The organism is Streptomyces aureus (assembly GCF_001418135.1).
Classification (GTDB): Bacteria; Actinomycetota; Actinomycetes; order Streptomycetales; family Streptomycetaceae; genus Streptomyces; species Streptomyces aureus_A.
This window is the reverse complement of the sequence record NZ_LIPQ01000213.1, coordinates 2,128-2,515: the sequence shown is the minus strand read 5'-3', so window position 1 is coordinate 2,515 and position 388 is coordinate 2,128. Positions and strand designations below refer to the sequence as shown.

The following is a 388-nucleotide window of genomic DNA, read 5'->3' as shown; positions in this document are numbered from 1 at the left end:
GGCCCATTCGTCGAGCAGGGCGCGGTTGCCGCCTTCGAGCCGGGAATCGGATCGCCATCAACGGGGTTGGTGGCGGATGAACCGATATTGGAGGGTCATGCGAGCGATTCAGGTGTACGAAGTGGGCGGTCCCGAGGTGCTGCAGGAGGCCGAGGTGGACCAGCCGCGGCCGGGTCCGGGCGAGGCGATCGTGGAGGTCGCCGCATCCGGGGTCAACTTCCTCGACGTCTACCACCGCGAAGGCCGGTACAGCCTCCCGCTGCCCTTCACCCCGGGCGCCGAGGGCGCCGGCACGGTCGTCGAAGTCGGACCCGGCGTCGCTGACGTCGCAGTCGGGGACCGGGTCGGTTGGGTGGAGATTCCCGGCACGTATGCCGAGCGGGCCGTC

General features: G+C 70.1%; 1 protein-coding gene. It reads left to right on the top strand.

Annotated features, from left to right (window positions below):
- Positions 1-97 precede the first annotated feature (97 nt).
- Positions 98-388 (top strand): alcohol dehydrogenase catalytic domain-containing protein (locus AOK00_RS40425; RefSeq protein WP_254047412.1); only part of this gene is annotated, 291 nt, incomplete at its 3' end.